The organism is Blautia sp. HCP3S3_H10_2 (assembly GCF_052122375.1).
In the GTDB taxonomy this organism is placed as follows: domain Bacteria; phylum Bacillota; class Clostridia; order Lachnospirales; family Lachnospiraceae; genus Blautia_A.
Map to the genome: position 1 here is coordinate 201,040 of NZ_JBQKCL010000005.1, position 22,261 is coordinate 223,300.

29 protein-coding genes and 1 pseudogene are annotated in these 22,261 nt (G+C 48.3%); 25 read left to right on the forward strand and 5 right to left on the reverse strand.

Features of this window, described 5'->3' with window-relative positions; all coding sequences use genetic code 11:
* Window positions 1–55: 55 nt before the first annotated feature.
* From ACTQWB_RS07395 to ACTQWB_RS07410, 4 genes are read right to left on the reverse strand one after another with little or no spacing between them, the layout of a single operon-like run.
* Complete coding sequence (locus tag ACTQWB_RS07395) at window positions 56–619, reverse strand: ssDNA-binding protein (protein ID WP_178686199.1); 564 nt, start codon at window positions 617–619, stop codon at window positions 56–58.
* 15 nt (window positions 620–634) lie between these two features.
* On the reverse strand, window positions 635–1,771 hold the full coding sequence (locus ACTQWB_RS07400; RefSeq protein ID WP_441501305.1) for a DUF2800 domain-containing protein: 1,137 nt from the start codon (window positions 1,769–1,771) through the stop codon (window positions 635–637).
* Entirely contained in the window at window positions 1,768–2,136 is a 369-nt protein-coding gene (locus ACTQWB_RS07405; protein WP_178686197.1) for a hypothetical protein, read from the reverse strand. Before ACTQWB_RS07405 ends, ACTQWB_RS07400 begins: the two co-directional genes overlap by 4 nt.
* Window positions 2,120–2,284 (reverse strand): hypothetical protein, encoded by a 165-nt coding sequence (locus ACTQWB_RS07410; RefSeq protein ID WP_441501306.1) that lies wholly within the window; start codon window positions 2,282–2,284, stop codon window positions 2,120–2,122. Before ACTQWB_RS07410 ends, ACTQWB_RS07405 begins: the two co-directional genes overlap by 17 nt.
* 351 nt (window positions 2,285–2,635) lie before the next feature.
* On the opposite strand from ACTQWB_RS07410, the gene ACTQWB_RS07415 reads away from it, so the two are divergent.
* From ACTQWB_RS07415 to ACTQWB_RS07525, 23 genes and pseudogenes are all read left to right on the forward strand, one after another.
* Window positions 2,636–3,043, forward strand: a complete 408-nt coding sequence (locus ACTQWB_RS07415; protein ID WP_178686196.1) for a DUF7768 domain-containing protein — start codon at window positions 2,636–2,638, stop codon at window positions 3,041–3,043.
* 280 nt (window positions 3,044–3,323) lie between these two features.
* Window positions 3,324–5,348, forward strand: coding sequence for a phage/plasmid primase, P4 family (locus ACTQWB_RS07420; protein WP_441501307.1), 2,025 nt, complete (start codon window positions 3,324–3,326; stop codon window positions 5,346–5,348).
* Between the two features lie 233 nt (window positions 5,349–5,581).
* Window positions 5,582–5,860 (forward strand): VRR-NUC domain-containing protein, encoded by a 279-nt coding sequence (locus ACTQWB_RS07425; protein ID WP_441501308.1) that lies wholly within the window; start codon window positions 5,582–5,584, stop codon window positions 5,858–5,860.
* Window positions 5,841–7,196, forward strand: coding sequence for an SNF2-related protein (locus tag ACTQWB_RS07430; protein WP_441501309.1), 1,356 nt, complete (start codon window positions 5,841–5,843; stop codon window positions 7,194–7,196). Before ACTQWB_RS07425 ends, ACTQWB_RS07430 begins: the two co-directional genes overlap by 20 nt.
* 60 nt (window positions 7,197–7,256) lie before the next feature.
* The gene (locus ACTQWB_RS07435) at window positions 7,257–7,493 is read left to right on the forward strand and encodes a hypothetical protein (RefSeq protein ID WP_441501310.1); all 237 of its coding nucleotides are present in this window, start codon (window positions 7,257–7,259) and stop codon (window positions 7,491–7,493) included.
* Entirely contained in the window at window positions 7,490–7,936 is a 447-nt protein-coding gene (locus ACTQWB_RS07440; protein ID WP_441501311.1) for a DUF1492 domain-containing protein, read from the forward strand. Before ACTQWB_RS07435 ends, ACTQWB_RS07440 begins: the two co-directional genes overlap by 4 nt.
* Before the next feature lie 316 nt (window positions 7,937–8,252).
* Window positions 8,253–8,648, forward strand: a complete 396-nt coding sequence (locus ACTQWB_RS07445; protein ID WP_441501312.1) for an HNH endonuclease — start codon at window positions 8,253–8,255, stop codon at window positions 8,646–8,648.
* 215 nt (window positions 8,649–8,863) lie between these two features.
* Window positions 8,864–9,400, forward strand: coding sequence for a P27 family phage terminase small subunit (locus ACTQWB_RS07450; protein WP_441046810.1), 537 nt, complete (start codon window positions 8,864–8,866; stop codon window positions 9,398–9,400).
* Window positions 9,401–9,520: 120 nt separating this feature from the next.
* Entirely contained in the window at window positions 9,521–10,777 is a 1,257-nt protein-coding gene (locus tag ACTQWB_RS07455; RefSeq protein ID WP_441501313.1) for a site-specific DNA-methyltransferase, read from the forward strand.
* Between the two features lie 224 nt (window positions 10,778–11,001).
* The gene (locus ACTQWB_RS07460; RefSeq protein ID WP_441501314.1) at window positions 11,002–11,763 is read left to right on the forward strand and encodes a virulence protein; all 762 of its coding nucleotides are present in this window, start codon (window positions 11,002–11,004) and stop codon (window positions 11,761–11,763) included.
* Window positions 11,760–11,984 carry a DUF4314 domain-containing protein gene (locus ACTQWB_RS07465; RefSeq protein WP_178686186.1) on the forward strand — a complete coding sequence of 75 codons (225 nt, stop codon included), beginning with the start codon at window positions 11,760–11,762 and terminating at the stop codon, window positions 11,982–11,984. The genes ACTQWB_RS07460 and ACTQWB_RS07465 overlap by 4 nt, the downstream gene beginning before the upstream one ends.
* The gene (locus tag ACTQWB_RS07470; protein WP_441501315.1) at window positions 11,985–12,251 is read left to right on the forward strand and encodes a DUF6809 family protein; all 267 of its coding nucleotides are present in this window, start codon (window positions 11,985–11,987) and stop codon (window positions 12,249–12,251) included.
* Window positions 12,252–12,414: 163 nt separating this feature from the next.
* Window positions 12,415–13,362 (forward strand): amidoligase family protein, encoded by a 948-nt coding sequence (locus ACTQWB_RS07475; RefSeq protein ID WP_441501316.1) that lies wholly within the window; start codon window positions 12,415–12,417, stop codon window positions 13,360–13,362.
* Between the two features lie 85 nt (window positions 13,363–13,447).
* Window positions 13,448–13,915, forward strand: a complete 468-nt coding sequence (locus ACTQWB_RS07480; RefSeq protein WP_441501317.1) for a gamma-glutamylcyclotransferase family protein — start codon at window positions 13,448–13,450, stop codon at window positions 13,913–13,915.
* A complete protein-coding gene (locus ACTQWB_RS07485; RefSeq protein ID WP_441046817.1) occupies window positions 13,905–14,102 on the forward strand; it encodes a hypothetical protein in 198 nt (65 codons plus the stop codon). Before ACTQWB_RS07480 ends, ACTQWB_RS07485 begins: the two co-directional genes overlap by 11 nt.
* A 127-nt stretch (window positions 14,103–14,229) precedes the next feature.
* Window positions 14,230–14,601 (forward strand): hypothetical protein, encoded by a 372-nt coding sequence (locus ACTQWB_RS07490; RefSeq protein WP_441046818.1) that lies wholly within the window; start codon window positions 14,230–14,232, stop codon window positions 14,599–14,601.
* Window positions 14,602–14,803: 202 nt separating this feature from the next.
* Complete coding sequence (locus ACTQWB_RS07495; RefSeq protein WP_441501318.1) at window positions 14,804–15,133, forward strand: hypothetical protein; 330 nt, start codon at window positions 14,804–14,806, stop codon at window positions 15,131–15,133.
* 14 nt (window positions 15,134–15,147) lie between these two features.
* The gene (locus ACTQWB_RS07500) at window positions 15,148–15,390 is read left to right on the forward strand and encodes a DUF7678 domain-containing protein (protein ID WP_441501319.1); all 243 of its coding nucleotides are present in this window, start codon (window positions 15,148–15,150) and stop codon (window positions 15,388–15,390) included.
* Between the two features lie 89 nt (window positions 15,391–15,479).
* Window positions 15,480–17,099, forward strand: coding sequence for a terminase large subunit (locus tag ACTQWB_RS07505; protein WP_441501320.1), 1,620 nt, complete (start codon window positions 15,480–15,482; stop codon window positions 17,097–17,099).
* Window positions 17,100–17,117: 18 nt separating this feature from the next.
* Window positions 17,118–17,984 (forward strand): annotated as a pseudogene (locus ACTQWB_RS07510) (phage portal protein); the annotation flags it as partial.
* Between the two features lie 142 nt (window positions 17,985–18,126).
* The gene (locus ACTQWB_RS07515) at window positions 18,127–18,843 is read left to right on the forward strand and encodes a flavodoxin (protein WP_288788338.1); all 717 of its coding nucleotides are present in this window, start codon (window positions 18,127–18,129) and stop codon (window positions 18,841–18,843) included.
* Window positions 18,844–19,042: 199 nt separating this feature from the next.
* Window positions 19,043–19,423: a DUF6664 family protein gene (locus ACTQWB_RS07520; RefSeq protein ID WP_441038846.1), complete on the forward strand. Its 381-nt coding sequence runs from the start codon at window positions 19,043–19,045 to the stop codon at window positions 19,421–19,423.
* Entirely contained in the window at window positions 19,407–19,640 is a 234-nt protein-coding gene (locus ACTQWB_RS07525; RefSeq protein WP_288788334.1) for a hypothetical protein, read from the forward strand. The genes ACTQWB_RS07520 and ACTQWB_RS07525 overlap by 17 nt, the downstream gene beginning before the upstream one ends.
* A gap of 52 nt (window positions 19,641–19,692) precedes the next feature.
* Here ACTQWB_RS07525 and ACTQWB_RS07530 read toward each other — a convergent pair whose 3' ends face one another.
* Window positions 19,693–19,944 (reverse strand): helix-turn-helix domain-containing protein, encoded by a 252-nt coding sequence (locus ACTQWB_RS07530; RefSeq protein WP_019162211.1) that lies wholly within the window; start codon window positions 19,942–19,944, stop codon window positions 19,693–19,695.
* A gap of 131 nt (window positions 19,945–20,075) precedes the next feature.
* Here ACTQWB_RS07530 and ACTQWB_RS07535 point away from each other — a divergent pair, with 131 nt between their 5' ends.
* Window positions 20,076–20,426, forward strand: a complete 351-nt coding sequence (locus ACTQWB_RS07535; protein ID WP_288788331.1) for a hypothetical protein — start codon at window positions 20,076–20,078, stop codon at window positions 20,424–20,426.
* 201 nt (window positions 20,427–20,627) lie between these two features.
* Entirely contained in the window at window positions 20,628–22,106 is a 1,479-nt protein-coding gene (locus tag ACTQWB_RS07540) for an Lsa family ABC-F type ribosomal protection protein (protein WP_288788329.1), read from the forward strand.
* Window positions 22,107–22,261 lie beyond the last annotated feature (155 nt).

Consider the following 22,261-nt stretch of genomic DNA (forward strand, 5'->3'; position numbering starts at 1 on the left):
TGTGGGGCGGCAGCGGTGTGTGCCGCCGCCCCGGTTATTGTTTTACTGGTATCGATTAGTTGAGGAAATCCTCATCGTCCTCGGTAGCGAAATCATCCTCTGCACGGGACTTGCCGCCGAGAGGAGTACCGTCAGAAATTTTCTGAAGGTTGTTCAGACCGCAGGCGATGCCACGGTTGCCGTTCACATTGTAGGCGTACAGGTTGATGGAGGCGCGACCCTTCACACCGGAATACATCTCGGAGCGGTCGATGATGGGATTGCGGTCAGCATCCACAATGCCGGGAGCAGTGCCGGAGTTGGCGTTGATGAAGTAGCTGTTCTTGTAGGCTTCGTCATCGGGGCGCTCCAGATCGCCGTCGCGCAGCGGGGTCTTGAGGGTGGACAATGCGGGTACGGACTTGCCGTTGCCCTTCAGCTTGGACTGACCTTCCTCATAAGCTGCCTGGATAGCTGCCTTGATCTTCTCGATGGTTTTCACATCGGACTTGGGGATGATGAGGGAAACACTGAACTTGGGAGTGCCGCCCTGGATTGCCTTGGGGTCCCAGCAGTTGAGGTAGCTGAAGGTGGTGTTAGGACCGGTGATAACTTTGGTGGGATTCATGTACTTTGCCATAATTTTTGTTCTCCTTTACTCTTTAAAATCTTCTTGTGCGGAATTTTTCATTGCCGGACGCTTGTCCGACTTGGGTACTAATGTCGGTTTGCCCTGGGGCTTGAAGGTCAGGCTGCCAAGCAGCTCATCGAATTTTTTCTTACCCAGGAGTTTGGTCATAGCTGTGATGCCTTTGACAGATCTGTCGTAAGGGTCATAGCCTGCATCGGTGACAGCCTTTGCGACCTGGTCTTCATCAGTGTACTTGCGGTTGCTCCGGCCTTCGACCACTTTGAAGTGACCGTAGTCTGTTCCCTGGAGAGCCTGGTTCAGTGCGTATTCCTTGACGTCGGCAGCCCAGGAAGCCAGCTGATCCACCTTCATGAGGATGGCATCGATCTCGTGGTCTTCCAGGGTGTCCGGCATCTGGAAGTCGTACCGGGCAAGTTCCAGGTTGTATTCGGCTCTCTTTCTGCAGGTGGCTTTCACCTTGCAGAACTGGCAGTGGTCTCCGGCAGCAAATTCGCCTTTGCCCTCCATAGCCAGAAGAGCGGTAGGAGCGAGAGTGTCCTCTGCCCATTTCAGGAGTTCGTCCTTTGTCATGGTATGGACGCTGACATTCTCACGGCGCGGCTGGTAGATCGCCATCTTCACGGTGTCGATGTCGTAGATGCCATCAAACATGGCAAGGATACCGAGGCAGTAGCACATCAGCTGCGGATTGCCACCGAACTCTTCGGATTCAGCGGAAACAAGGACCCCAAGCCCGTGCTTGTAGTCGATGATCTCAGCGGTTCCGTCTGCCAGTATGATGCAGTCGGCAGTGCCGGTACCGCCTTCGACCCATTTGGAGAAGTCCACCTTCTGTTCGATGAGGACTTCCGGGTCGGGGCATGTCTGCTTCACCTTTTCATATTCCTCCATGACGAAGGCAGCGTAGCCTTCCGCGCACTGCTGCATTTCGGAATCGTAGTAGTCCAGGTTCTCAGTCGGGTCTTTGACATTCCTGCCGAGAGCCTTTTCTACAAGGTAGGCACAGAGTTCATGAGCGCAGGTGCCCTGCTGTGCATATGGACTTGACTGATCCGGAACCTCTGCACACAGCCTTGCGGAAGGCGGGCAGTTCAGCCAGCGGTGTGATGCTGACGGTGAGAGGAAAGCGTGTTTGCTCATCCGATCACCTCCAGGTCTGCCATCAGAGCCGGGTAATCTTCCTCCTTCACATCGGAAAGGCGGTCAGCACCATACTTACCGATGAGTTCCTTGACCTGTGCGGTGTATCCGGCATGGCTCTTTGCGGAGAATGCCTTGCGGACATCAGCAAAGGTGTAGGTCTTGGCAGCAGGTTCTTCCTTCTTTTCGGGAAGGGCAACCGGAGCAGTGTCGGCTTCGATGACCTGTTCTGCTTTGGTCTTCTGAGGGATCGCCTCTGCAAATTCGGGGATGAACTCCTTGAGGAGCCTGCCGATCTTTGCCATGCTCTCGCCACATACGATGATGTTGTCGAGCAGCTGTAAGATTTCATTCATGTGGTTCATTCTGTTTGTCTCCTTCGTCTTTGATTTTTCTTAGCTTCATTGCCAGTCTTTTTGCCACCACGCTTATGGCAATCAGCGTGTCGATGAGTTCCTCATCCGGGATTTCATCTTCCTGGGGCATTGCGTCTACGCGCATCGCATTCTGCATCTGCAGCACCTCCATTTCCGAAAGGCTCTTGTCCTTCCTGTCAGCTATGCAGCCGGGAAAGCTGTTTTTCCGAAGTTTGGCGAAAATCTTTGAAAGTTTTTTTCCGGATGTTCGGATTACTCTTCCTGGCACCAGCTATGCATCCCGCTTAGCGGTATTTCCGAACTTTCAAACAAAAAATGCCCTCACCGAGAAATTCATCCCGGTGGGGCATTCGCATTTAATAGGAAGATTCACAATTCAAAAAATATTTTTCACTTTTTTCTCCAAAGTTCGGAATCCGGTCAAAGAGGGCTGCATAGCTGACGGGAGGACAGGAGTCCTTACCTTCTAACGAAAGGAGAACGACCAATGGGAATTAGTAGATTTAACAGCGAAGGGTACTATGATCCGACTGCTCACGAGGCTGTCTGCAACATTGAAAAGGAAGCCCGTAAGTGGAGACCTCTTGTTTATATCTGTTCCCCCTATTCCGGGGATGTAGATAGAAACACAGAAAAGGCCAGACGATACTGCCGTTTTGCGGTGGATCAGGGGGCAATACCGTTAGCCGCTCATCTGCTCCTGCCACAGTTCATGTCAGAAACCAGAGAAAGAGACCTTGCTCTTTTTATGGATATGGTTCTGATGGGCAAATGCGAACAGGTGTGGGTATTCGGTGAAAAGATATCCTCCGGCATGGAAGCAGAGATTGCAAAGGCAAAGAAGAAAAACATGACAATCCGCTATTTCACGGAAGAGTGCAAAGAAATCAGCTGAGGAGGATTCGTTTATGGAACTGATTTTATACACATCAAACAGCACTGGCGTTGCCAGTAACTGCCTGTATCCGAACAGAGCCGTCATCACCGATCCGGCCGGACTCGTGGCGGCGGGCAAGTTTGACCAGGTCTTTGCCAGGTACAAAGACAACTACAGAAGCATTGAGAATTTCCTGGAATCCTATGTGATTCCGCAAGATGTGGACAACGAATCGGACGATCCGAACGACTGGAAGACGGTGGAAGACCTGGAAGAGGAATTTGCCGATGTCGACCATGTGATCATTCCGAGCCGCCACAATATGCTCCCCAAGGGAAACAAGTCTGCAAGACCCAGACACCATATTCTGTTTCCCTGCCAGAAATATGATGACCCCGCTATGTACACAGCGGTGAAAAACGCGCTTCAGAAGAAGTATCCCTTCTTTGACCAGAAGGCCCAGGATGCTGCGAGATTTTTCTACGGCTCCGAGTTCGAGGTATCTGATGTGGTCTGGCATGAGGGATTTTTGCAGATCGATGAAACCCTGGATAAGTCCGACCTTCTTGAGACCGAGGTGGAGAGGGCAGAACAGAAGCTGCCGATGGGCGGCCCCATCCTGGAAGGCAGCCGTAACAACACCATGAGCCGCTTCGCCGGACGGGTCCTGAAGAAATATGGTGTGTGCGACAAGGCATACCAGGTGTTCCTTCAGAGATCGGAGCAGTGTGATCCGCCCCTGGATGACAGCGAACTGAATACCATCTGGAACAGCGCGGTGAAGTTTGCCAAGAAAGTCCAGAGCCAGGAAGGGTATGTTCCCCCGGAAGAGTACAATGCTGACTTTGAAGAAGAGGGCATGAAGCCGGAGGATTATTCCGATCTGGGTGAAGCCAAAGTCCTCGCCAGGGAGTTTGGCAATGAACTGCGTTACACCAGTGCCACCGACCTGCTGAGATTTGACGGCCAGTGCTGGCAGGAGGACAAGCAGTTGGCTCTTGGGGCTTCCCTCGATTTCATGGACCTTCAGCTGCAGGATGCGAAGGATGCCGTTCAAGCCGCAGAGGACAACCTGGTAGCTGCCGGAATCCCCGAAGCAGACGTGAAAGACCGGGGCAAGAACCTCAAAAACGGCTGTGCCGATGCAGGCATCATGGGTCTGTACTTTGCCCTTCTGGGCGCAGATACCTATCTGAAGTTCGTGATGAAGTACCGCAATTACCGGAACATCATCAATGTACAGAACACGGTCAAGCCGATGGTTGCCATCAATGTATCTCAGCTCGACGTTGACCCCAATCTGCTCAATACCCCCTGTGCCACCTATGACCTTGCGAAGGGTCTGGACGGTGAACAGCCCCACGAACCCGGAGATTTCATCACCAAAATTACCAATGTGTCCCCCGGTGATACCGGAAAGGAAATCTGGGAGCAGGCGCTGGATACCTTCTTCTGCGGTGACAAGGAACTTATCGACTATGTGCAGGCTACAGTGGGCATGGCGGCAATCGGCAAGGTCTACCAGGAGCATATGATCATTGCTTACGGCGGCGGTGCCAACGGTAAGTCCACCTTCTGGAATACCATCTTCAGAGTCCTCGGCACCTATGCCGGAAAGATCTCTGCGGACACGCTCACCATGAGCTGTAAGCACAACACCCGCCCGGAGGCTGCAGAACTGAAGGGCAAGCGTCTGATCATCGCATCCGAGATGGAGGAAGGTGTCCGTCTGAATACCTCAATGGTAAAACAGCTGTGTTCTACCGATGAAATCCAGGCGGAGAAGAAGTATAAGGACCCGTTCCACTTTGTTCCGTCCCATACCCTGGTGTTGTATACCAACCACCTGCCGAAGGTCGGTGCAAACGATGATGGCATCTGGCGGCGTCTGATCGTCATTCCCTTCAATGCCAAGATCACCGGAAAGTCCGACATCAAGAACTATGCGGATTACCTCTATGAGAATGCCGGTCCTTACATTATGACCTGGATCATCAATGGTGCGAAGAAAGCCATCGAGGCAAACTTCCACACAGAGCTGCCCAAGGTCGTGAAAGAGGCAATTGACAAGTACCGGGAATCCAACGACTGGCTGGGGCAGTTCATTGAGGAACGCTGTGAGGTCGATCCTTCCTATTCCGAGAAGTCCGGAGATTTGTATCAGCAGTACCGTTTCAGCTGCATGGCAAACGGTGAGTATGTCCGCAGCACTTCTGATTTTTATGGTGCCCTGGAGAAAGCTGGATACCTTAAGCGCAAGTCCAATAAGGGCAGTTTTGTCTATGGGCTGAAATTGAAGGAGGGGCAGGACTTTCTGGATTAAGTGAAGGTCGTGACACTCAAAAACCCAAGCAGCTGTGGGTAAATGTCGAGATGTGACGGTCGTGAAGGTCATTTCAGAAACTTTGCCCACAGCATTTATCCCAAAAGTGACAGTCGTGATACTCCATATATAAAAGTCCTATAGAGAGAAAAAATAGAAAAATTTGTTATATAGGGGTTTTATGAAACGAGGGTCACGACCGTCACTCTTGTAAAGAATGATGGAGGTCTCGCATGAGAGAAAAATATATCGAACAGCAGTTAGCAAAGGAAGTTCGCAGGCGGGGCGGCCTTTGCGAGAAGTGGAATTCCGGCACATCGGGGTGGCCCGACCGCATTGTCATATTACCTGATGGGAAGGTCGGCTTTGTGGAGGTCAAGGCTCCCGGCAAAGAACCGAGAAAGCTGCAGATGCACAGGCATGAACAGCTTCGTCTCCTGGGTCAGAAGGTGTATGTGCTTGACCACCCTGGACAGATTGGAGGTATTCTTGATGGAATTCAATCCGCATGATTATCAAAAATACGCCATCGAATACATCCTGGCTCATCCCATAACGGCAGCAATCCTCGATATGGGTCTTGGAAAAACAGTGATCACTCTGACTGCCATCGAGGAGCTTCTGCATAATCGCTTCGAGGTCAGCAAAGTCCTGGTGGTAGCACCCCTTCGTGTGGCGAGAAGTACATGGCCAGAGGAAATTAAGAAATGGGATCACCTGTCGGAACTTCGATATTCCGCTGTCATCGGCACTCCGGCTGAGAGACTTGCTGCCCTGAGAGCCGATGCAGAAATTTACATCATCAACCGGGAAAACCTGGTGTGGCTGATGCAGCAGGACAGAAAATACCTTGATTTCGACATGGCAGTCCTGGATGAACTTTCTTCCTTTAAGGCAAACAGCCAGCGGACAAAGGCTTTCTTAAAACTCCGTCCCCGGCTGAAACGAGTGGTGGGCCTTACCGGAACACCAAGCAGTAATGGACTCATGGACCTGTTCTATGAATTTCGGTGCTTGGATATGGGTGAACGGTTGGGACGGTTCATCGGGCAGTACAGAATTACCTTCTTCAGACCCGACCGCTGCAACGGGAATATCGTGTATTCCTATAAGGCACTCCCCGGTGCGGAGAAGGAAATCTATAACCGGATTGGTGACATCACGATTTCCATGAAGGCAGTTGACCACTTGAAAATGCCGGAACTCATCAGCACCGAGTACCCGGTCACCCTGGATGAAAAGGAACAGCAGCGGTATGAGGATATGAAAAAGGACCTGATCCTGGACATCCCGGAGCATGAGGTCACTGCCGCCAATGCCGCAGCACTTTCCAATAAACTGTCCCAGATGGCAAATGGTGCTGTGTACGCAGATGATGATTCCGTGATCCGCATCCATGACCGGAAGCTGGATGCCTTGGAGGACATCATCGAATCAGCAAACGGCAGACCCATCCTTGTGGCTTACTGGTACAAGCATGACCTGGAACGGATCACCAAACTCCTGGACAAGCTGAAGGTGGAGTATGCAAGGATTTCTTCCCCCGGCAGCATTGAGATGTGGAATCGTGGTGAGTTTGCCGTTGGTCTTATCCATCCGGCATCTGCAGGACATGGTCTGAACCTCCAGGCGGGAGGCAACCACCTGGTGTGGTTCGGTCTTACCTGGTCTTTGGAGTTATACCAGCAGACCAATGCCAGACTGTTCCGGCAGGGACAGAAGTCCGGCACCGTTGTGGTACAGCACATTATCGCAAAGGACAGCATTGATGAAAGGGTTCTGAAAGCGTTAGCCCAGAAGGACAATACGCAGACGGCGCTGATCGATGCAGTCAGAGCGGAACTGTAAATCAGAGTAAATGAGAGTCAATCCGAGGGAACTAAAAATGTGAAATCGGAGGAACTCAACATGAGCAAGAATTCAAACCTGAACCCTTACGAGGAACTTGCGAACGCCATCGTATTGCAGGCCGTGAGGGATTACCGTGAAGCAGTCAAAAAATTATCCAGAGGAAGAAAGAATCGGGATGCACAGTTTACAAAAGAAGAATGCCTTCGATTCTTTCGGAGTAAATGGTTCTCCCAGCTGACAGAGCTTGACCCGGAGTTCCTTATCAGAAGACTTGATGAGGAGGTAACGGCATGACAGTAAAAGAATATTTGAACCAGGCATATCTTCTGGATCAGCGCATCCATTCACACACCATTGAGTGCGATGAACTTCGACAGATGTCGCAGAGCATTTCCAGTCCCAGCTTTGAGGAACACTTCAATGCCAGCAAGAACACGGATGCCCCGTATATCCGAACCCTTGAAAAGCTGTGGGAGATGGAGGAAAAAGTCCTGCGTGAACAGGAACGCCTGATCTGCCTGAAGGCACAGATCCGTGAGGTCATCGCCCAGGTGGATAAGTCCGAGCAGCAGGCGGTTCTTCGTTTCCGGTACATCCATAATTATTCGTGGCCGATGATCGCTGACGAACTTGGCGTAGACAGAGGAACCGTGCAGCGTTGGCACAACAAGGCTGTGGCAAAGATCACCCTGCCGGAAAATGCCATTGATTTGAAAAATGCATCTGTTTGCAACTAAATGCAACGGCATCCTATGTGTTATTGTTAGACTGCAATAATAAAATGAAGCATCCCCCAGGGGTGGGGATTCCGGCGGATAAAGTCGGACTCAAAAAAATGTGCCCCAGTCAAAAATGCAGCTGTTTGCAACGCATTGCAACGGTGCCTTATGTGATATTGTTAGGATGCAAATTCAGAATTGATGAGAAGCCTCAGAAGGAGTGATCCTTCCGGGGCTTTTGTCATGCCAGGAGGAACTTATGCCATATCGTAAAGTTTCTTACGCAGAGCAGATATGGTACATCCTCCAATTCAAATGGAAGGAGGTAACCCGAATGCCGCGTAAACCAAAGCATCCATGCCACTATCCCGGATGTCCCAAGCTGACAGACAACAGGTTCTGCGAGGAACATACAAAACTTTATAACCGCAACTATGAGAAGTACGACAGGGACCCTGCTGTACACCGTAGATACGGCAGAGCGTGGAAGCGGATTCGTGATTCCTATGTGAAGACGCATCCGTTCTGTGAGCAATGCTACGCCAAGGGAATCATCGTGCCTGTTGAGGAAGTACACCACAAGCTGCCTTTGGCAGAGGGAGGAACGCACAGCAGAGACAATCTCATTTCCTTGTGCAAAAGCTGTCATGCCAAACTACACGCAGACCGTGGTGACAGGTGGCAGAGGAAGTCAGCGTCTGATGAAACGAAAGCAGAAGACTTCAAGTGACGGTCGTGACTGTCGATTCAGAAACTTTTTTATTTCAAGATGAAATTGTTTCTGAGTGACAGTCGTGACAGTCTTTTTCTAAAAGGGTAGGGGCGGTCAAAATCTCTACGGTTTGCCCTGCTGGGCAACGGTGCCGCCCTCAAACGCGTAAAAATGCGATTTCAAACGGGGTATTAAACCCCCTATCGTTAAAAAGTTGAAATGGAGGTGCCTGAATGGCGAAGGATGGTACAGCCAGGGGCGGTGCTCGGATGGGTGCTGGCCGGAAAACAAAGGCACTGGCTGAGAAAATAAGCGAGGGACAGGCAGCCACCGTGATGGAATTCACAGATGCTGCTCAGTTCCAGGGGGAGGACATTCCCCCGCTCAAGGATTACCTCAAAGCACGGCAGAAGGTTGGTTCCCTCTGCGCAGAAGAGGTCTATAACGAAACATGGAAATGGCTGAAGGAGCGAGGATGCGCCGCTATTGTGAATGTACAGTTGGTGGAACAGTACGCCATGAGCGTCAGCCGGTGGATTCAGTGCGAGGAGTGCATTTCTGAGTACGGTTTTCTCGCAAAGCATCCGACAACTGGTGCAGCCTGTGCTTCCCCCTATGTTGCAATGGCACAGCAGTACATGAAGCAGACCAATCAGATCTGGTATCAGATTTTCCAGGTTGTGAAGGAAAACTGCTCCGTGGATTTCCAAGGGGCTACCCCGCAGGACGATGTGATGGAGCGCTTGCTTCGCACGAGGAGAGGTGTCTGACATGGCTAAGAAAAAGAAAACTCCATTTCCAAAGAATAACATCCGGCAGAGCATTCCCAAAAGGAACCTGCCGGATACGAGAAAAAGTCTTCAGAGAGTCTTAAGAAGGAGGAGCGGCTGATGGCGAAAACCACAACCCAGATGGAATTGGTTTCCATCGACAAGTTAATACCGTATGTAAATAATGCCCGGACGCACTCAGCTGAACAGGTCAACAAACTTCGTGCCAGCCTGAGAGAGTTCGGGTTTATCAATCCAGTCATCGTGGACAGGGATTTGAATGTGATTGCCGGGCACGGCAGAATCCTTGCTGCGCGTGAGGAAGGCATCAAGGAAGTGCCTTGTGTCTATGTGGACTATTTGACCGAAGCCCAGAAGAAAGCATACATTCTGGCCGACAACCGTATGGCTATGGATGCCGGGTGGGATGAAGAACTGCTACGTGTCGAGATCGAGGCTTTGCAGGCAGAGGCATTCGATGTGTCTCTGACGGGCTTTGAGGAACAGGAGATCACCGATCTTTTCAAGGAGGAGAATGATACCGGAGCGGAAGATGATGATTTTGATTTATCCGCTGCTCTGGAAAAAGCCTCCTTTGTCGAGCGGGGTGATGTCTGGACTGTAGGCAGACACCGACTGATGTGCGGTGATGCCACCTCCGCAGAGGATGTATCAAAGTTGATGGATGGAAGGAAAGCCAACCTTATACTGACCGATCCTCCGTATGGAGTATCCTTCCAGAGTTCCGATGGTCTTTCCATCCAGAACGATTCCATGAAGGGTGAGGAGTTCTACCAGTTCCTGCTCTCTGCCATGAAGAACATGGCTGACCATCTGGAAAAGGGCGGTGCGGCTTATGTGTTCCATGCGGATACGGAAGGTCTGAACTTCCGCAGGGCATTTGTGGATGCGGGATTCCATCTCGCTGGATGCTGTATCTGGGTGAAGAACTCTCTGGTGCTTGGCCGCTCGGATTATCAGTGGCAGCACGAGCCTGTGCTGTATGGTTTCCTTCAGAATGGAAAGCATCCCTGGTACTCCGACCGCAAGCAGACCACCATCTGGAATTTTGACAAGCCGAAGCGCAATAAGAACCATCCGACTTCCAAGCCGCTTGACCTGCTTGCATATCCCATCGGCAATTCTACGCAGATGAATGCCGTTGTGATCGATACCTTCGGTGGCAGCGGTTCTACTTTGATGGCCTGCGAACAGACCGGGCGTATCTGCTGCACAATGGAGCTGGATGAGAAATACGCTTCGGTGATCCTCCGAAGATATGTGGAGGACGGCGGCAATCCGGACGATGTGTATGTTATTCGGAATGGCGAGAAGTTCATGTACGCAGACCTTGTCAAAGAGCTGGAGGTGTCGTGAGAATCCTTCTGGTAGCGGCACTGGTAATTCTGGTGCTGCTACTGATCGGATGGATTTTTCTTGGTATTTTCATCTGGCTTTACTGGAGATACCTCGACGGTAAGATGGACTAATATGCACACATTCTCCTGGCAATCTTTGGTGGTTTTACATTGTCGAATTAACTGGATATATGTGCGGTTTAGAGCGAATATGTACCTACCAAATTGAAGGAGGAAATTCATATGATTCACCATTTTAACGTAAGCGGTCAGGACCGCAAGAACTTAGTAAAAGCTATTAGCGAGCATCTTGGTATGGAAGCAAAGTACCTGAGTGCCCCAACCTTTGCATACCAGGTTGGAACCTACACCGTTTCAAAGGACGGAGCCCTTTCCTGGAGCGATTTGGATGATGCCGATCTGGCTCATATGGAAGAAAGCTGCAGCCTGATCCAAGCGCTGGAAGTAGCAGGCTTCCATTCTGAAGAGGCAGATTTCTTTGCGGCACAGGAAGCTGCTAACGAGGAGCAGAGAGAAGTGGAACAGCAACAAATCCAAACAACGGATAACGGCGCTGAAGGAACGGTAAGCATTCGCGTTCCATTAAGCAGCATGAGCGAAACGGCGATTGCGAATTTGAAAACACTGCTACAGGCGAAGGGTCCCCTCATCAAGAAGGCATTGGATGGTGGACACCTTCTTCCAGTTCTCTGGGACGATGAAGGTTGCATCGATTTTCCGTGGCTGCCAAGTGACACCCACCCTGACACCATCAATGCCTGGATGCACTTTATTTCGGCCCTTTGCGAAATGGCCAGAAATGCACATCGGGTTTCCGCAAAAGAAAAGGAAATTGTCAATGAGAAATACGAATTCCGATGCTTCCTTCTGCGTCTTGGAATGATCGGTGATGAGTACAAGCAGGTGCGAAAGATTTTGATGAAGAACCTTTCAGGATCGGCTGCTTTTAAGAGCCCGGTTGCGAAGGGTGGTGAACAGGCATGACATTTCCACGGCACGAAGAAGTCCTTCGAATAAGAAAACAGTACCCTGCTGGAACCCGCGTTGAACTGGTGAAAATGGACGATCCCCAAGCGCCACCCATTGGAACGAAAGGAACGGTCAGAGGCGTGGATGATATCGGCAGCATCATGGTAGCCTGGGATAATGGATGCGGACTGAGTGTGGCGTTTGGGGTCGATGCATGTAGGAAGGTGGTGGAGTAAATGGCCCACGATATTCTGGAGGAACTGTTCTATGGTCGGCTCTCTCCTTGGGAAGAGATTCCAAATGACGATCCCGCCATTGCCGAGCTTATCCATCAGCAGTCAGAAATTCGCACCACAATTGAGAAGTCCCTGTCCGAGGCTGATAGGAATCAGTTATCCAAATACCTGGAATCCCGCGCTGATCTTGAGCAGAAACTTTACTGCCATTACTTCAAAATAGGCTTCCTTTTGGGGGCATCTTTCTCCGAACGGATGCATCCCTGAGTGCTTTTCCAGCCTTCTTCATTCTGACAGATATACACAACACATTACGAAAATCATTGTGTATATTATGCCTCATATATAACTTGCTATATGTCCGGAGTAGAGCGAATATGTACACACCGAAAGGGAAAACAAAAACGCAAAAGCGAAGGAGATAAAGGCAATGACAGACAAGACCATGAACCAGATTGAAGAGATGAAGAAGCAGACCATCGGAGTTGAGATTGAGATGAACAACATCACCCGCGAGAAAGCAGCCCGCCTTGCAGCGGAGTATTTTGGAACAGGCCGCTACGAATACACCGCCCGCCGCAACGGATACGAAACCTGGAGCGCCTGGGACGCGCAGGGCCGCGAGTGGAAAATGCAGAAGGACGTCAGCATTCACGGAGCCGACAGCCAGAAATGCGAAATGGTTACCCCAATCCTGAACTACTCCGATATCGAAACCCTGCAGGAGCTGGTCAGACGCCTTCGCAAGGCCGGTGCCAAGAGCGACTACACCAGAGGCTGCGGAGTCCACATCCACATTGGAGCAAAGGGACACACCCCTCAAACCTTGAGAAACCTGGCCAACATCATGGCAAGCCACGAAAGTCTTTTGAAAGACGCCCTGGCACTGGATGACTACAGAATAGGCCGCTACTGCAGACCGGTTGACCCTGATTTCCTGAAGGCGGTCAACAAAAAGAAGCCGCAGACCATGAGCGCCCTGGCAGACGTTTGGTACGAGAGCAACGGTGCCAACTACGGACGCAGCCATCATTACAACGATAGCCGCTACCACATGCTGAACCTGCATGCCACCTTCACCAAGGGCACCATTGAGTTTCGCCTTTTCCAATTCGATGCACCGGCAAACGGAAAGGTGAACGGCCTTCACGCCGGAAAGCTTAAGAGCTACATTCAGCTTTGCCTGGCCCTTAGCCAGATGGCCAAGAGCGTGAGAAGCGCCAGCGCCAAGCCTCAGCAGAACGAGAATCCGAAATACGCGATGCGCACCTGGCTCCTTCGCCTTGGATTCATTGGCGAAGAATTTGCGACCGCAAGAGAGGTCCTGACCCGCCGCCTTTCCGGAGACGCAGCTTTCAGAAGCGGCTGCAGAGCATAAAGGACTTAGCCTTATACAACCGACACCCGCTCCGGCGGGCTTTCGGTGGTAGAAGGGTGAGCCCTTCAGAAAGGATGGACAACCAATGAAAAGATATTACTTAGCCTATGGCAGCAATTTGAACCTAACCCAGATGCGATGGAGATGCCCAGACGCCAGAGTTCTTGGCACCGCCGAGATTGCCGACTACCGGCTTTTGTTTAAGGGAAGCAAGACTGGCTCCTACCTGACAATTGAACCCTTTGAGGGCGGCAAGGTTCCGGTAGCGGTTTGGGAAGTTTCCGTAGCAGACGAAGAACGGCTTGATCGGTATGAGGGGTACCCGACCTTCTACTACAAGAAGGAGATGCCGATCACCTACACCGGAATCCGGACAAGCAGAAAACGCAATGTGATGGCATTTGTTTACATCATGGATGAGAGCAGGCCGCTGGGCATTCCAACCAGAAACTACACGGAAACCTGTTTGCTTGGTTACTATGATTTCGGCTTTGATGCAAACATACTGAAAAGAGCAATGCATGACAGCATGGAGGGAAAAAATGAAAACTGAGACAAGAAGCGTTAGAACCTGCCCCATTTGCGGCAACAGCTACACTGGCCATCCGGCACTTTCCAGAACAGACGGCGAAACGCCGATCTGTCCGGATTGCGGCACGCGCCAGGCCCTTGAGAGCATCGGCGTAAGTGAGGAAGAGCAGGAGAAAATCCTGGAGACCATCCACCGCGTGATGGCATAAAATACACACATTTCTCCGGCAATCTTTGGTACATATATGCCTCAAAAATGAGTTGCTATATGTGTGTTTTAGAGCGAATATGTCACTACCGAAAGGGAAAACAACCAAGAAAACGGAGGAAAATACAATGACAAGATTTGAAAGAGAACTTAGCGGAGCCCTTGGAGCATACTGGAAAGCAAGCGCAGAAAAGGAGCTTGCCGAGATTAAGACAGACCTGGAAAACGGCAAAATCACCATCGACAAGAACGGAGTTGCAAGGAACTGCATCGGGCGAGTTTTGATGAGCGATATGCTGGAGAAGCTCACCTACGTAACCGATGAGGTTGATGCGGAAGCCACAAAGGCTGCCAGAGAGAAAGAGGTCAGCAGAAGCCTTGCAGAATACCGCAGGAACGCAAGACCAGCAAGCCAGGAAGAGCTGGACGAGATGAGAGCGGCCTTTGGGGAAAGTCAGACAGTGGTGAACATCCTGACCGGAGAACGCTACAGCCTATAATAAAACAGAAAGGAGCTTCTCAGTGGGGCTCCTTTTTACGTTGAGGAGATATAATCGAATATCATTTCTTGGTGTCATATTGCCCGGTATTTCCTTCTCATATTTGTGTAGATTATGGCTCTGAATGTATTTGATAATATGTGCGTTCAGAGCGAATATGTACACACCGAAAGGGAAAACAAGACAAACGGAGGAAAACACCATGACAGGCATTTACCAGATGAGAGAAACATTTGAACTGAAGGATTACAACACAGCAATCACCAGAGCCGATTTTGAGGCTCATTTCACCAAAACCACAGAAAGCGTACAGTTTACTTTTAACGGCTGGGACGGCAAAAGCTACGATGGCGAAAGCCGGAAGGCCAGAGTCTACCGCACGAACATCAAGGGCTTCGAAAATGTTCGGTTTATCAAGGTCGGAAGGGCACTTTGCTACATTGACGAAGAAAGTCTGATCCTTGAAAAGACTACAGGCGAAAGCCACCCGGAAGCAGAATGGCTGGTAGACGTTCTTAAGGCAGCGAAGTAAGGAGGATACGGATCATGTGGAAAGAAGGCACAATCGGTATTCCGGAGGAAAGCGGAAAATACAAGGCAGTTCATTACTGGGTCAAGGTTTACGAAGAACCAAGTGAGGAATACGGTATCAACGGTGGTAAGATTTCAAAGTTGAGCCTTAAGATGGATGGCGAGTGGATTGCCAACTATGACAGGGGCTGGGACATTAAGCCAACGTGCAAGGAAGCAGAACTCGCCTTGTGTATTCTCCTTTCGGAACTCAACTGACCCCGGATTTGAATATTCCCAGATGCGGAAGCCATGAGGCTTCTGTATCTCGTTATGAAGGTCGCACCAACTGGTGGCGGCTATTTTTTATGCCATTTGGAGGTGACTATGTGAAGAAGAAAAAATATAAGCCGACTAAGTTCAAGGCAAAGGACTCTGTATATAATGAGCAGCTTGCGGATTTTGCCGTGAACTTCATCGAGTGCCTGTGTCACACCAAAGGTACATGGGCAGGAAAACCGTTTTTGCTTTTGGACTGGCAGGAGCAAATCATCCGTGACCTGTTCGGTATTGTAAAACCAAACGGATATCGCCAGTTCAATACTGCATACATTGAAATTCCCAAAAAGAATGGTAAGAGCGAACTTGCTGCGGCGGTCGCTCTTTTGCTTTGCTGTGGGGACGGAGAGCAGAGAGCGGAAATCTACGGCTGTGCTGCCGACCGGGGGCAGGCTACCATCGTTTTTGATGTGGCCGCCGATATGGTTCGAATGTGTCCGGCACTCAATAAGCGGTGCAAGATACTGGCATCGCAGAAACGAATCATCTATACACCTACGAACAGTTTTTACCAGGTGCTTTCCGCAGAAGCGTATTCCAAGCACGGATTTAATATCCACGGCGTTGTTTTTGATGAGCTGCACACACAGCCGAACCGGAAGCTGTTTGATGTCATGACGAAGGGCTCTGGTGATGCCAGAATGCAGCCCTTGTATTTCCTGATCACAACAGCAGGTACAGACACCAACAGCATCTGCTATGAGACACACCAGAAGGCGGTGGATATCCTGGAGGGACGGAAGATAGACCCAACCTTCTATCCGGTCATCTACGGAGCCGGACAGGAAGAGGACTGGACAGACCCGAAGGTGTGGAAAAAAGCGAATCCATCCCTGGGTGAAACCATCGGCATGGATAAGGTAAAGGCGGCCTGTGATTCTGCAAGGCAGAACCCCGGCGAGGAGAACTCCTTTCGGCAGCTGAGACTCAACCAGTGGGTCAAGCAGGCAGTCCGATGGATGCCGATGGAGAAATGGGATGCGTGTGCATTCCCTGTCAACCCGGAAGATCTGGAGGGGCGTGTATGTTACGGAGGTCTTGACCTTTCCAGTACATCCGACCTAACCGCTTTTGTCCTGGTGTTCCCGCCGGAAGATGATGAAGAGCCGTACTACATTCTTCCCTATTTCTGGCTGCCGGAGGAAACCCTCCCTATCCGTGTGAACCGGGATCATGTTCCCTACGATGTGTGGGAGCGGCAAGGCTTCATCCAGACCACAGAGGGCAATGTTGTCCATTACGGCTACATTGAGAAATACATCGAAAGACTGGGTGAGAAATACAACATCCGGGAGATCGCATTCGACCGCTGGGGTGCTGTCCAGATGGTGCAGAACCTGGAAGGAATGGGTTTTACAGTCGTGCCAATGGGACAGGGCTTTGCATCCATGTCCCCACCTACCAAGGAACTGATGAAGCTGACCCTGGAAAAGAAGCTGGCTCACGGCGGTCATCCGGTTCTTCGATGGAACATGGATAACATCTTCATCCGAACCGACCCAGCCGGAAACATCAAGGCAGATAAAGCAAAATCAACCGAGAAGATTGACGGAGCGGTGGCAACCATTATGGCGCTGGACCGGGCAATCCGATGCGGTAACGATACAAGCGAGAGTGTCTATGACAGCCGTGGGCTTCTCATTTTTTGAAAGGAATGGTGATTTGATATGGGAATTATAAGTGGATTGTTCCGTACCAGGGATGCTCCTAAGAATAGGACGAGCGGCAGCTCCTACACCTTTTTCATGGGTGGTTCTGCATCTGGCAAACGAGTCAATGAAAGAACATCCATGCAGATGACGGCGGTCTATTCCTGTGTCCGTATCCTGTCAGAGGCGGTGGCAAGCCTGCCGCTGAATGTGTATCGGTATACGGAAAACGGTGGCAAGGAGAAAGCAATCGATCACAGGCTTTACAGACTTCTGCATGATGAGCCGAATCCGGAGATGAGTTCCTTCATCTTCCGGGAAACCCTCATGACACACCTTCTCCTCTGGGGAAATGCCTATGCCCAGATCATCCGAAACGGCAAGGGCGAGGTCATTGCACTTTATCCCCTGATGCCTGACCGCATGACCGTGGATCGGGATAAGAACGGACATCTGTATTACAAATACACGAAGTCCAATGACGATGCCCCAACGATGGATACCGGGTCGGTCATCCTTGACCCGTCCGATGTGCTTCATGTTCCTGGTCTTGGGTTTGATGGCCTTGTAGGTTACAGTCCCATTGCAATGGCGAAGAATGCCATTGGTCTGGCTATCGCAGCGGAGGAGTATGGCAGTAAGTTCTACGCCAACGGAGCAGCACCAAGCGGTGTGCTGGAACATCCGGGAACACTGAAAGACCCGGCAAGAGTGCGTGATTCCTGGAACTCGACCTTTGGCGGATCTTCTAACAGCCACAAGGTTGCCGTCCTGGAAGAAGGCATGAAATATACACCGATTTCCATCTCTCCGAACGAAGCACAGTTTTTGGAGACAAGGAAATTCCAGATAAATGAAATCGCTCGAATTTTCAGAGTGCCGCCCATAAATGGAGTATAGTTTATAGTAGTGTATAGCGTGTATCAAGTTATAATTATGAGGTTGAAAACTACGGTATACACAGATAATGCAGAAAAATGTGTATCACGTTTATATAGAGAATAACGTAGAAAAGGAGATGCTGAAAATGAGGAAACACATAAGTTGGATGTTACTTGCCGTTTGTATATTAGCAGGAGTTTTACTGACAGGATGCGGATCGAATAAATCAGATAATCAGAGCAGTGAAACCGCACAGAATACAGAGACTGAACAGGAGAGTTCAGCAACAGAAAATTCTGATGAAGCAGAAACAACAGCAGCAGTGACAGAAGCGGAAGCAACAGGAACACCTGCACAGGATGGCACAGAAAAAACAGGTAAAGTACTGGTTGTATATTACTCCGCAACAGGAAGTACAAAAGCAGTCGCAAATTATATTGCAGATACAACAGGTGGAGATTTATTTGAGCTGGAGCCTGTAGAGCCTTATACAGATGAGGATCTTGACTGGACAAATGACGACAGCCGAGTATCAAGAGAGCATGACGATGAGAGCCTGAGAGATGTAGATCTGGTTTCTACGACAGTTGATAATTTCGGTGAGTACACGGAGCTTGTCCTCTGTTACCCCATCTGGTGGTCAGTTTCAGCGTGGCCAGTAAACCAGTTTGTTAAAAGTAATGATTTTACAGGAAAAACGATAATTCCTGTATGTACATCAGCTTCCTCTGGAATTGGAGACAGCGGAAAACTTTTAGAGGAAATGGCAGGAACCGGAGACTGGCAGGAAGGAAAGAGATTTTCTTCTAATGCATCAGAAGAAGAGGTTCAGGACTGGGTAAAAAGTTTGAATCTGAACTAAATATAAAGAATGCTATGAGCAGCAGGAACAACGATAAAAAGTCGAGATTCCTGTTGCTTTTCTAATATTTGGTAACAATAGGCTGGTTGCACAGTATCTGCCCGGTCATTTCAGTAGATCTGCTGAATAGCTTTCTCCCGGAAGTGTGGTATAGTCTTGTGCTTGGAACAGAAAAACTACACAGAAGGGAGAAAACAATATGACAGTACAGCCAGATATCATCTGGAACGAACAATGTCTGGGGATACGGATAGGAGAACAGGTATGTATCTATCTGAAAAAGCATAATGCGGAATACCAGAGAATGCAAAAGAAAATACTGGAATTTATAGAAAAGTATCCAGTGATAGAAACATTTATGGAGACGAATCAGTCAATCAGCCTAACGGAAGAAGAGCATAAGGCAGTACATCGATATTTCCAACTGGAGAGCGAAAAGGAAATGATAGAAGAAGAGTACCATTTTTATATGGGACAGGCTCAAATGATTTCTTATGGAGCTATGCTGGGGAAAATAAAAAAAGCAATACTGGGAAAGCACACAGAAACTGCTAGAGTTGCTGATGGATACCTGGATTGATGAGATAGAAGAACAGCTGAAAGAAAATGTAGCGTACCAGGAAATGCTGGAAAAAATATCAAAATATGAAGAACAGGTTCAGACAATGGGATTATCAAAAGAAAAGCGAAAAACGATAGACGCATATGTTACTGAAGTCAGTGAAAGATGGATATTATATGCGGAATCTTTATATCAGGCCGGTATGCAGAAAATCTTAGAACTACTGAATCTGTAATAAGGACGAATAAAATGGGGAAGCACGAAAAGAACTTCCCCATTTGTCACTTCTATTCGTCTTTGCCATCAATGAGAAATATGTATGAAACCTGAAAGATTTCAGCAATGGCTTTTAATTCAAGATCAGTGACATAACGCTTGTTTGTTTCGATTCTGGTGATTACATTTTTATCCATATCGTAACCAGCTAACTGGAGTTTATAGGCAAGATCACGCTGAGACATATTGTGAGTCCTGCGAAGCTCAATCAACCGTTGGCTGATCAGATTCTTTTCACCAGACTGTGTCCTTGGCTTTGGCATTTTAAATCTCTTCCTCTCTGGTAAAAGGATGGCTTGTCTCACTTTTTGCACCATCTGTATTGATTTTAACGATTGGACAAGGTAGAATCGGTTGTAAAAGTGAGACAAAGCAGAAGAGAAGGGAGAAATATATGGAGCAGGCAAAGATAGAACAGCTTGCATTTTTATATCTATGCAGCGAGCATGATAAAAGGTTATTGCTGAAAAAAGAAAAAATGCCGTTAGCTGATTTTGACAGGTTGACCTATTTGATTTATCATTTGGGTTTTAAGGAATATCATATAAAAGTATGGATGGAATTTGCCGGAAACTTCAAAAAGGAATGGGCTTGCCTGGAAGCACTTCAGGAAACAGGTGGATGTGCTGGAAACATAGACAGTACAGAGTCAGAAGTCAGGCTCCATAAGATGTGGATTCAGGATTTTTGCGAAAATGCACCAATAGAAATCAGAGAATGGATACAGGAACTAGATTATCAATAAAAAATATGATACCATTGTCAATGAAAATGAATTTAGCAATTCGGAATTTGACAAGGAGGAACACTTGCTATGAGCAATGAAATTGAAATCGTACATGTTTTTCTCTATGTAAAGTTGGATGATGGACTTTGCATAGAGTAATTTAACCATCATAATTCCAACTTTGAGAAGACGAACATACGCAACAAAGGAGGAATTTTTATGTCAGAAATAAAGGTAATCAATTTAACTTTCGGTTACGAAGGTCATTATGATAATGTATTTGAAAATGTGAATTTTCAGATTGACACAAACTGGAAACTTGGGTTTATAGGAAGAAATGGAAGGGGGAAAACAACATTTCTTAACCTTTTATTGGGAAAATATCATTATACTGGAATCATCAGTTCAAATGTCACATTTGAATATTTCCCATATCATGTGAAAGATATGTCTCAATATACCATTGATGTAATGCATGAGATTTGCCCTGAATCAGAGGATTGGGAATTGTTAAAAGAAGTTTCAAAATTGGATGTGAATGCAGAAGTGTTATACAGACCATTTGAAACTCTTTCAAATGGAGAACGAACAAAAGTATTGCTTGCTGCACTATTTACTGGTTCTGAACGTTTTCTGCTGATTGATGAGCCAACGAACCATTTGGATACAGAAGCGAGAAAAAAGGTAGGAGAATATCTGCAAAGGAAAAAAGGATTTATTCTTGTTTCTCATGATCGAGAATTACTTGATAAGTGTATCGACCATACACTGTCAATCAATCGGAATAATATTGAAGTACAACAGGGGAATTTTAGTACTTGGTGGGACAACAAACGGATGCAGGATGAATTTGAACTTGCCGAAAATGAGAAGTTGCGAAAAGATATTATCCGGCTGTCTGATGCTGCAAGAAGGTCTGCGGACTGGTCTGACAAAGTGGAAAAAACAAAAAATGGAACACGAAACTCAGGTTCTAAATTGGATAAAGGATTTGTTGGACATAAAGCAGCAAAAATGATGAAGCGGGCAAAGAGCCAGGAAAATCGAATGCAATCAGCGATAGAGATGAAATCAGGGCTGCTGAAAAATATTGAACAAACCAGTTCGTTGAAAATATCACCGCTTTCTTATGGCAGAGGAACGCTGATTACAGCAAGTCATCTTGCTTTATATCATGGTGATGTGGGAATATGCAGTGATATTCATTTTCAGCTTCATCCGGGTGAACGTATTGCTGTAACCGGAAAAAACGGTTGTGGAAAATCTACTCTACTAAAGCTGATTTGTGGAGAAAATATCCAATATTCAGGAAATCTGGATATTGATTCAAACCTGAAAATTTCGTATGTTTCTCAGGATACATCGGATTTGAAAGGAAGCCTTACGGCTTATGCGGAGCAATATACGGTAGATGAAAGTCTGCTGAAAGCAATACTTCGCAAAATGGGATTTGAACGAAGCCAGTTTGAAAAAAATATTGAAAATTTTAGTGAAGGTCAGAAGAAAAAAGTTCTGATAGCCAGAAGTCTTTGTGAACAGGCACATTTATATATTTGGGATGAACCCTTAAACTATATTGATGTTATTACAAGGATGCAAATTGAAGAATTGATTTTAGAGTATAAGCCGACTATGTTATTTGTGGAGCATGACAGCGTATTTCAGCAGAAGATTGCAACAAGTATAGTGTGTCTATAATTTAAAACGAATACATTTGAAAGCAGATTACTGTAGACAATCAACACTACAACTTCCAGTTGAACAAAATCGCTGCGCGATGGCCTGCCAGGGCTGTGGCGCAGTTTTTCATTTTTATATAAAAAGGCAGTGGTAGCCAAGTCCTAAAAGTAGTA